At 74.4% G+C, this 9,154-nt stretch carries 8 protein-coding genes; 5 read left to right on the top strand and 3 right to left on the bottom strand.

Annotated features, from left to right (window positions below):
• The 3 genes from F9B16_RS46115 to F9B16_RS46105 form a co-directional block, all read right to left on the bottom strand.
• Nucleotides 1-392, bottom strand: a 392-nt coding sequence (locus tag F9B16_RS46115; protein ID WP_151546606.1) for a LacI family DNA-binding transcriptional regulator, incomplete at its 3' end; no start/stop codon positions are given.
• A gap of 125 nt (nucleotides 393-517) precedes the next feature.
• Nucleotides 518-1,870, bottom strand: a complete 1,353-nt coding sequence (locus F9B16_RS46110) for a phytase (protein ID WP_151546605.1) — start codon at nucleotides 1,868-1,870, stop codon at nucleotides 518-520.
• 131 nt (nucleotides 1,871-2,001) lie between these two features.
• Entirely contained in the window at nucleotides 2,002-2,739 is a 738-nt protein-coding gene (locus F9B16_RS46105) for a GntR family transcriptional regulator (RefSeq protein WP_151546604.1), read from the bottom strand.
• A gap of 181 nt (nucleotides 2,740-2,920) precedes the next feature.
• Here F9B16_RS46105 and F9B16_RS46100 point away from each other — a divergent pair, with 181 nt between their 5' ends.
• From F9B16_RS46100 to F9B16_RS46080, 5 genes are read left to right on the top strand one after another with little or no spacing between them, the layout of a single operon-like run.
• Nucleotides 2,921-3,814 carry a TIM barrel protein gene (locus F9B16_RS46100; protein WP_151546603.1) on the top strand — a complete coding sequence of 298 codons (894 nt, stop codon included), beginning with the start codon at nucleotides 2,921-2,923 and terminating at the stop codon, nucleotides 3,812-3,814.
• Nucleotides 3,811-4,773, top strand: coding sequence for a 5-dehydro-2-deoxygluconokinase (iolC, locus tag F9B16_RS46095; protein WP_264159868.1), 963 nt, complete (start codon nucleotides 3,811-3,813; stop codon nucleotides 4,771-4,773). Before F9B16_RS46100 ends, iolC begins: the two co-directional genes overlap by 4 nt.
• Nucleotides 4,770-5,672 (top strand): Cgl0159 family (beta/alpha)8-fold protein, encoded by a 903-nt coding sequence (locus F9B16_RS46090; RefSeq protein ID WP_151546602.1) that lies wholly within the window; start codon nucleotides 4,770-4,772, stop codon nucleotides 5,670-5,672. Before iolC ends, F9B16_RS46090 begins: the two co-directional genes overlap by 4 nt.
• A gap of 58 nt (nucleotides 5,673-5,730) precedes the next feature.
• Nucleotides 5,731-7,584 (top strand): 3D-(3,5/4)-trihydroxycyclohexane-1,2-dione acylhydrolase (decyclizing), encoded by a 1,854-nt coding sequence (gene iolD / locus F9B16_RS46085; RefSeq protein WP_151546601.1) that lies wholly within the window; start codon nucleotides 5,731-5,733, stop codon nucleotides 7,582-7,584.
• 52 nt (nucleotides 7,585-7,636) lie between these two features.
• On the top strand, nucleotides 7,637-9,118 hold the full coding sequence (locus F9B16_RS46080; RefSeq protein WP_151546600.1) for a CoA-acylating methylmalonate-semialdehyde dehydrogenase: 1,482 nt from the start codon (nucleotides 7,637-7,639) through the stop codon (nucleotides 9,116-9,118).
• The last annotated feature ends 36 nt before the right edge of the window (nucleotides 9,119-9,154 follow it).

The raw sequence follows: 9,154 nt of genomic DNA, 5'->3' as shown, positions 1-9,154 counted from the left end.
GCCGCCGCGATCCGCGGGCCGGCGAGGAGCAGCCCGTCCAGCCGCAGGTCGAGCAGCTCGCCCAGCGCGGCCCGCTCGCGCGCCGGGCGCCCGCCGCCACCGGCCAGCAGCACCCGGACGCCGCGCCGCGCGGCCTCGTCCGCCAGCCCGTCGTGGAGCGCCGCGAACAGCGGGTCGTGGAGGTCGGCGGCCAGCACCCCGACCATGCCGGTGCGGCCCGCCGCCAGGCCCCGCGCCATCACGTTGGGCCGGTAGCCCAGCTCGTCCGCCGCCTTGAGGACGGCCTCGCGGCGCTCCTTGCCGACCTTGGGCGAGCCGCGCATCACCAGCGACACCAGCGCCCGCGACACCCCCGCGCGCGCGGCGACGTCCTCCAAGGTCGGATGGGCCATCAACGTCCTCCACTCACGTGCCTGCCCCCGATCCAACCAGCCCTCGGCTCCCCGCGTTCACGTGTGGCGTGCCGCCCTCATGAAGCCGTTCATGAGGGCGGCACGCCACAGCTCAACGAGGGGGGTCAGTCGCGGGGGTCCCAGGCGCCGGGGGTGATGTCCAGGTCGAGGGGGTCGGCGACGGACTTCCAGTCGACGAACTTGAAGTTCGTGTTGGTGCGGACCTCGCCGTCCGGGCCCGTCTCGTCGGGGGCGTTGAAGCCGTCGTGCACGACCAGCAGGCCGTTCTTGAAGTCGCCGACGCGGGCGCTGGTCACCATCGCGCCGTCGCACTCCTCGGAGCCGTCGGCGCCCGTCCCGGGCGCGACGCGGAAGTGGCCGAGGTACTCGTTGTCCTCGCGGTCGTAGACGACGAAGGTGTTGTCGCCCTGGCTGGACGCGAGCAGGTAGCCCTCGCCGTCGTCCTTGCGGTAGATCGTGAGGCCCTCGGCGTCCGGCGTGATGTGCGTGCCGCCGGCGCCCGGGTCGGGGCCGCTGACCTCGCACTCCTCGGTCTCGGGGTTGTAGGTCGCGGGCACGCCGAAGTCCTTGACCTTGTCGACGAGGCGCGGCGTGCCGCCGTCCAGCGGGATGCGCCAGATGCCGACGTCCTCCTGCGCGGCGTACAGCACGCCGTGCTCCTCGTCGGCGACCATGCCCTCGACCTGCGGGCCGCGGCCCGGGTCCTCGCACGGCGTCCACGTGCCGCCGCCCGGCAGCGCGAACGACGACGGCAGGTCGACGTCCCGGACGTGCCGGTAGGTGATCTTCCCGGCGGCCGTCGCCTCCAGCCGGACGATCCCGACGCGCGGGGTGTGCCGGCGGCTCAGCGCGGCGTAGGACGTGCCGTGCGAGTCCTTCCACGACGCGATCCCGTACGCGGTCTCCTGGTCGTTGACCTGGTCGAGCGACGAGGAGAACACGAACGGCGCGGCGGCGTCGGTGACGTCGGTGAGCGGCGCGGTGTGCCGCAGTGCGGCGCGCGGGTCGATGGCGTAGGTGCGGACGGTGTCGCGGCCCCGGTCGGACACCACGGCGAGGTCGACCTTCCGGTCGCCGAGCCGGAACCCGTAGACCAGGTCGACGTTGTTGAAGCGGCCCGGCTCGTCGCCGTCGCGGGGCGGCTGCGGCGCGGCGAGCCGCTGGATCTGGTGCCCGGACGCGTCGTAGACGGCGAGCCCGGCCTGCTTGAGGGTGGTGATGACGAGGTCGCCGCCGTGGTCGGACGGGTGGTTCCAGATCGCGGGGTCGTCGGCGTTGGCGTTGCCGCCCGCGTCGTCGTCGAACACGGCCGGGGTCTCCAGGCGGGCGTGGACCTGGGCGAGCTCGTCGCCGTCGGCGGACGCCGGCGCGGCCGACAGCGCGGCGGCGGCCAGCGCCGCGGTGACCGCGGCGGCGGCGAGGCGGGGCCGGTGCGGACGGATCGGTGCGAAGGGCATCGGGTTCCTCCTGATGCGCTCGTCGTGGGGGGGATGCCCTGCACCGTAAGCGTTAGAGCGCTCTAATTCAATAGAGCGCTCTAATCGATCAAGAGGTTCCGCGCACCGCCGGCCCGGGCCGGGGCGCCCCGTCAGCGCTCGACGAGCGTGAGCGCGTAGGAGTACCGGCTCGCCCGGTACACGTGGCAGCCGTACTCGATCGCGGTGCCCTTGTCGTCGTAGGCGGTCCGGGTCATGGTGAGCATCGGGACGCCGCGCCGCTCGTCCAGCAGCCGCGCCTCCTCCGCCGTCGCGCGGCGCGCGCCGATCGACTGGTTGGCGATCCGCAGGTTCACGCCGCTCGCGCGCAGCAGCTCGTACAGGCCGTGCCGGGCGAGGTCGTCGGCGGTGACGTTGAGCAGGCCGTCGGGCAGGTAGTTGGTGAGCAGCGCGAGCGGCTCGCCACCGGTGTGCCGGGTGCGGCGCATCCGGAGAACGGTGTCGCCCGCCGCGAGGCCGAGCTGCTTCGCGACCCGGTCGTCCGCGGGCACCGGGCCGAACTCCAGCACGTCGGTGTGCGGCTCCTCGCCGGCCGCCGCCAGGTCGTCGTGCAGGCTGGTCAGCTCGACGGGGCGGCGGATCTCCGGCAGGACGACCTGCGTGCCGACGCCGCGCTTGCGCACCAGCAGCCCGCGGTCCACCAGGTGCTGGATCGCCTGCCGGACGGTCGGCCGGGACAGCCCGCAGCGCTCGGCGATCTCCAGCTCGTTCTCCAGCCGGGTGCCGGGCGACAGCTCGCCGGACTGGATCGCGGCCTCGAGCTGGCGGGCCAGCTGGTAGTAGAGCGGCACGGGGCTGCCGCGGTCCACGATCACGCGCGGTCGGTACACCCCGGCTCCCTCCGGTCCCGGTCGTTCGCGGGCCTCCCGCAACGGATGATACTCCGCGATTGGCCGAACCTCCTTACCTCATAATGTCAGGACAAACTCTTGACATGGCTCGGCCGGCTTCAGCAGACTCGGCGGGGCCGGCCGCGGCGCCGGCGTCGCCTTTCACCGGGATGGAGTGCCGATGATCAAAGACCGCGTCGCGGGAGCGCCGATCTCCTGGGGGGTGTGCGAGGTGCCCGGCTGGGGCCACCAGATGGCGCCCGCCCGGGTGCTGGCGGAGATGGGCGCCGCCGGCCTCGCCGCCACCGAGTTCGGCCCGGACGGCTTCCTGCCGGCCGATGCCGCCGAGCGCGCGGACCTGCTCGCCTCCCACGGGCTGCGCCCGCTCGGCGGGTTCGCGCCCGCCGTGCTGCACGACCCGTCCCGCGACCCGCTCCCGGAGATCCGGCGGACCCTGACCGCGTTCGGTGTGGAACGTTCCAACCCTACCCCGGAGAACGGGCTGACGCTCGTGCTCGCCGCGGTGCACGGGCTCGACGGGTACGACGAGCGGCCCGCGCTCGACGCGGCGGGCTGGGCGGCGCTGCTCGCCAACCTCGACCGGATCGCCGCGCTCGCCGCCGAGTCCGGCGTCCGCGCCGTCCTGCACCCGCACGTCGGCACGATGGTGGAACGGGCCGACGAGGTCCAGCGCGTCCTGGACGGCTCCGGGATCCCGCTCTGCCTCGACACCGGGCACCTGCTCATCGGCGGCGTCGACCCGGGCGAGCTCGCGGCCCGCGTCCCCGAGCGGATCGCGCACGTCCACCTCAAGGACGTGGACGCCGGGCTCGCCGCCGACGTCCAGGCGGGCCGGATCGCCTACACCGACGCCGTCCGCAAGGGCATCTACCGGCCCCTCGGCGGCGGCGACATCGACATCGCCGGCATCGTCCGCTCCCTCGAGGGCGCCGGGTACGGCGGCTGGTACGTCCTCGAACAGGACACCATCCTCGACCGCGAGCCCGACGAAGGCGCCGGGCCGATCGGGGACGTGCGCGCGTGCCTGGACTTCCTCGCCGGGATCGCGGCGTGACCGCGACGCCGGCGTCCCTGGACGTCATCACGATGGGCCGGGTCGGGGTCGACCTGTACCCGCTTCAGTCCGGCGTGGGACTCGACGAGGTCGAGAGCTTCGGACGGTTCCTCGGTGGCAGCGCCACCAACGTCGCGGTCGCCGCGGCCCGGTACGGGCGCCGCGCCGCCGTCATCACCCGGACCGGCGCCGACCCGTTCGGCCGGTTCGTCCGCCGCGCGCTCGCCGGGTACGGGGTGGACGTCCGGTTCGTCGCGGACGTCCCCGGCCTGCCGACGCCCGTCACGTTCTGCGAGCTGTTCCCGCCGGACGACTTCCCGCTGTACTTCTACCGCTTCCCCAAGGCCCCCGACCTGGAGATCCGCGCCGACGAGCTGGACCTCGCCGCGATCGGGACGGCCGGGGTGCTGTGGGCGACGGTGACCGGGCTGTGCGCCGAGCCGTCCCGGACCGCGACGCTCGCCGCGCTCGGCGCCCGGCCGCGCGGCGCGCTGACCGTCCTCGACCTGGACTACCGGCCGATGTTCTGGGAGTCGGCGGCCGAGGCGTCCCGCTGGGCGGGCGAGGCCCTCGAACACGCGACGGTCGCCGTCGGGAACCTCGCCGAATGCGAGGTCGCGGTCGGCGAATCCGACCCGATGCGGGCCGCCCGCGCGCTGCTCGACCGGGGCGTCCGGCTCGCCGTCGTCAAGCGCGGCCCCGACGGCGTCCTCGCGGTCGGCGCGGACGGCGCGGTCGCGGAGGCGCCGCCCGTGCCGGTCGAGGTCGTCAACGGCCTCGGCGCGGGCGACGCGTTCGGCGGCGCGCTCTGCCACGGCCTGCTGTCCGGCTGGGACCTGGCGCGGACCGTCGCGTTCGCCAACGCCGCCGGCGCGGTCGTCGCGTCGCGGCTCGCCTGCGCGGCCGCCATGCCGGAGTACGGCGAGGTCGCAGCGCTCCTGGACGGGGTGCCCGCATGAGCGTGGACACGCAGGCGGAGTCCTCGGCGCGCTCCCGGATCGCCGCGCTGACGGAGACGCGGGTGCAGCGGCCCGAGGCGATCGCCGAGGCCGCCGCCCGCAGGCCCCGGCGCCCGGCCCCCGCCGGCGCCACCGGACGGCTGATGATCGTCGCCGCCGACCATCCGGCGCGCGGCGCGCTCGCCGCCGGCGCCGACCCCTACGCCATGGCCGACCGCGGCGACCTGCTCGACCGGCTCTGCACGGCGCTCGACCGCCCCGGCGTGGACGGCGTGCTCGCCGCCCCCGACGTCGTCGAGGACCTGCTGCTCCTCGGCGTGCTGGACGGCAAGGTCGTGATCGGCTCGATGAACCGCGGCGGCCTCGCCGGCGCGTCCTTCGAGATCGACGACCGGTTCACCGCCTACAGCGCGGACGCGATCGCCGCGTCCCGGCTGGACGGCGGCAAGGTGCTGCTGCGGGTGGACGACGACGACCCCGCCACCGCCGACACCCTGGAGGGCTGCGCGCGGGCGGTGTCCGCGCTCGCCGGGCACGGGCTGATGGCGATGGTGGAGCCGTTCATCTCCCGCCGCGTCGACGGCCGCGTCCGCAACGTGCTGACGCCGGAGGCCATGATCCGGGCGGTGTCGATCGCGTCCGCGCTCGGCACCACGTCGGCGCGGACGTGGCTGAAGGTCCCGGTCGTCCCGGACATGGAACGGGTGATGGCCGCGTCGACGCTGCCCGCGCTGCTGCTCGGCGGCGAGGTCGCCGACGACGCGCGCGCCGCGCTGGACGGGTGGCGGCGGGCGCTGCGGCTGCCGACGGTGCGGGGGCTGGTCGTCGGCCGGTCGCTGCTGTACCCGAGGGACGGCGACGTCGCGGGCGCGGTGGACGCGGCCGTCGACGCGCTGTGAGCCGGGCCGCTTTGTGAGGAGGCCGCTTTGTGAGGGGGGCGCTGTGAAGGAGAAGACGATGAGGTTGACGGTCGGGCAGGCGCTGGTGCGCTTCCTGGCGGCGCAGTGGTCGGAGCGCGACGGCGAGGAGCAGCGGTTCTTCCCGGGCTGCTTCGGCATCTTCGGGCACGGGAACGTCGCGGGCGTTGGCCAGGCGTTGCTGGAGTACGGCGAGGAGATGCCGTACTACATGGCCCGTAACGAGCAGGCGATGGTGCATACGGCGTCGGGGTTCGCGCGGATGAACGACCGGTTGTCGACATTCGCGTGTACGACGTCCATCGGGCCTGGTGCGACGAACATGGTGACGGGTGCGGCGCTGGCGACCATCAACCGGCTGCCCGTGCTGCTGCTGCCGGGTGACATCTTCGCTGGGCGAGTCGCCAATCCGGTGCTGCAGGAGTTGGAGGACGCGCGGTCCTACGACGCGTCCGTCAACGACTGCTTCAAGCCGGTGTCGAAGTATTGGGACCGCATTAACCGTCCTGAGCAGCTGCCCAGCGCGCTGATGGCGGCGATGCGCGTGCTCACCGATCCGGTGGAGACCGGCGCGGTCACGCTGTCGCTGCCGCAGGACGTGCAGGCCGAGGCGTACGACTGGCCTGAGGAACTGTTCGCGCGGCGCGTGTGGCGCATCCCGCGTCCGCTGCCGGAGGCCCGCGATCTGGACGACGCGTGCGCCGCACTGCGGTCGGCCGAACGCCCGCTGATCGTGGCGGGCGGCGGCGTCATCTACTCCGGCGCCACCGACGCGCTGCGGACGTTCGCCGAACGCACCGGCATCCCCGTCGCGGAGACGCAGGCAGGGAAGGGCGCGCTGCCCTGGGACCACCCGTCCGCCGTCGGCGCGATCGGAGCCACCGGCTCGACCGCCGCCAACGCGCTCGCCCGCGACGCCGACGTGGTCGTCGGCATCGGCACCCGCTACAGCGACTTCACCACCGCCTCGCACAGCCTGTTCGCCGACCCGGACGTGCGGTTCGTCAACGTCAACGTCGCCCGCGCCGACGCGTTCAAGCTCGGCGGCCTCACGCTTGTCGCCGACGCGCGGGAGGCGCTCACCGCGCTGGACGCGGCCCTCGCCGGCTGGACCGTCCCGGACGCGCACCGGGACGGCGCGCGGGACCTGACGGCCCGGTGGAACGCCGTCGTCGACGGCGCGTACGGGTTCGACAACGGTGCCGTGCCCGCGCAGTCGCAGGTCATCGGCATCGTCAACGAGGAATCCGGGCCGCGCGACGTCGTCGTGTGCGCGGCCGGGTCGATGCCCGGCGACCTGCACCGGCTCTGGCGTACCCGCGACCGCAAGGGCTACCACGTCGAGTACGGCTACTCCTGCATGGGCTACGAGATCGCCGGCGGGCTCGGCGTGAAGATGGCCGACCCGTCCCGCGAGGTGTACGTCCTCGTCGGCGACGGGTCCTACCTGATGATGGCGCAGGAGCTCACCACCGCCGTCGCCGAGGGGATCAAGCTGGTCGTCGTCCTCGTCCAGAACCACGGGTACGCGTCGATCGGCAACCTCTCCGAGAGCGTCGGCGCCGATCGGTTCGGCACCCGGCACCGCGTCCGCGTCCCCGGCGCCGGGCTCGACGGCGAACCCATCCCCGTCGACCTCGCCGCCAACGCCGCCAGCCTCGGCGCCGACGTCCTGCGCGCCACCGGCGCCGAGGAGTTCCGCGCCGCCCTCCGCAAGGCCGCCGCCTCGCCCCGCACCACCGTCGTCCACGTCGAGACCGACCCGCTCGCCCCCGCCCCCGGCAGCGACGCATGGTGGGACGTCCCCGTCGCCGAGACCTCGCGGCGCGCCGCCACCCGCGACGCCCGCGCCCGCTACGACGACGCCAAGAAGGCCCAGCGCCGCTACCTGTGACCCCAGCGCCGCTACCCCGTGAGGCCGGCGCCGCTACCCGTGAGAGGAAATCATGAGCCTGATTCAGCACCGGATCGGCGGTGTCGAGGTCGGCGGAGGCGCCACCGCCCCCGTACACGACCCCGCCACCGGCGAGCAGGCCGGTGAGGTCGCCCTCGGCCGCGCCGCCGAGGTGGACGCCGCCGTCGGCGCCGCCGCCCGCGCCTTCGAGACCTGGCAGGACGTCTCGCAGGCCCGCCGCGCCCGCATCATGTTCGCCTTCCGCGACCTCCTCGAACGCCACGAGGACGACCTCGCCCGGCTGATCACCGCCGAGCACGGCAAGGTCCTCGACGACGCGCGCGGCGAGATCGTCCGCGGCCGCGAGGTCGTCGAGTTCGCCTGCGGCATCCCGTCGGCCCTCAAGGGCGAGTACTCCGACCAGGTCTCCTCCGGCGTCGACGCCTACTCGTTCAGGCAGCCGCTGGGCGTGTGCGCGGGGATCGTCCCGTTCAACTTCCCGGTCATGGTGCCGCTGTGGATGCACCCGGTCGCGATCGCGACGGGGAACACGTTTGTGCTCAAGCCGAGCGAGCGCGTCCCGTCCGCGTCCGCGCTGATCGCCGACCTGTACGCCGACGCCGGACTCCCCGACGGCGTGTTCAACGTGCTCAACGGCGACCGCGAGACCGCCGACGCCCTCATCCGGCACCCGGACGTCGCCGCCGTGTCGTTCGTCGGGTCCACGCCCGTCGCCCGGCACGTCCACGAGACCGCCACCGCCGCCGGCAAGCGCGTCCAGGCCCTCGGCGGCGCGAAGAACCACGCTGTCGTCCTCCCCGACGCCGACCTCGACCACGCCGCCGACCAGATCACCTCCGCCGCCTACGGCTCCGCCGGGCAGCGCTGCATGGCGATCTCCGTCGTCGTCGCCGTCGGCGAGGCCGCCGACCCCCTCGTCGCGCGGCTCGCCGACCGCGCCCGCGCCGTCAGGATCGGGCCCGGCACCGACCCCGGCTCCGACATGGGCCCGCTGATCAGCGCGGACGCCCTGCGCCGCGTCACCGGCCACGTCGACGCCGCGCAGGCCGCCGGCGCCAAGATCGTCGTCGACGGACGGGGGCGCCCCGGGCCCGGCTACTTCCTCGGCCCGTGCCTGCTCGACGACGTCGCCACCGACCTGCCCGCCTACACCGAGGAGATCTTCGGGCCAGTCCTCATCGTGCTGCGCGCCCGCAGCCTCGACGAGGCCATCGCCCTCGTCAACGCCAACCCGCACGGCAACGGCACCGCGATCTTCACCTCGTCCGGCGAGGCGGCCCGCCGCTACCAGCGCGCCGTCCACGTCGGCATGGTCGGCGTCAACGTGCCCATTCCGGTGCCGATGGCGTTCTACTCCTTCGGCGGCTGGAAGGCGTCCCTGTTCGGCGACACCCACATCCACGGGCCGGAAGGCGTCCGCTTCTACACCCGCGCCAAGGCCGTCACGACCCGGTGGCCGGAGCCGCACGCCGCGTCCACCGCCGGCGAACTCGCCTTCCCCACCGCCACCTGACCCGCCGGCCCCGCCGCCCCGGCCCCCGCCGGGGCG

It is taken from the genome of Actinomadura montaniterrae (genome assembly GCF_008923365.1).
Classification (GTDB): Bacteria; Actinomycetota; Actinomycetes; order Streptosporangiales; family Streptosporangiaceae; genus Spirillospora; species Spirillospora montaniterrae.
This window is presented reverse-complemented; position numbering and strand designations above follow the sequence as displayed.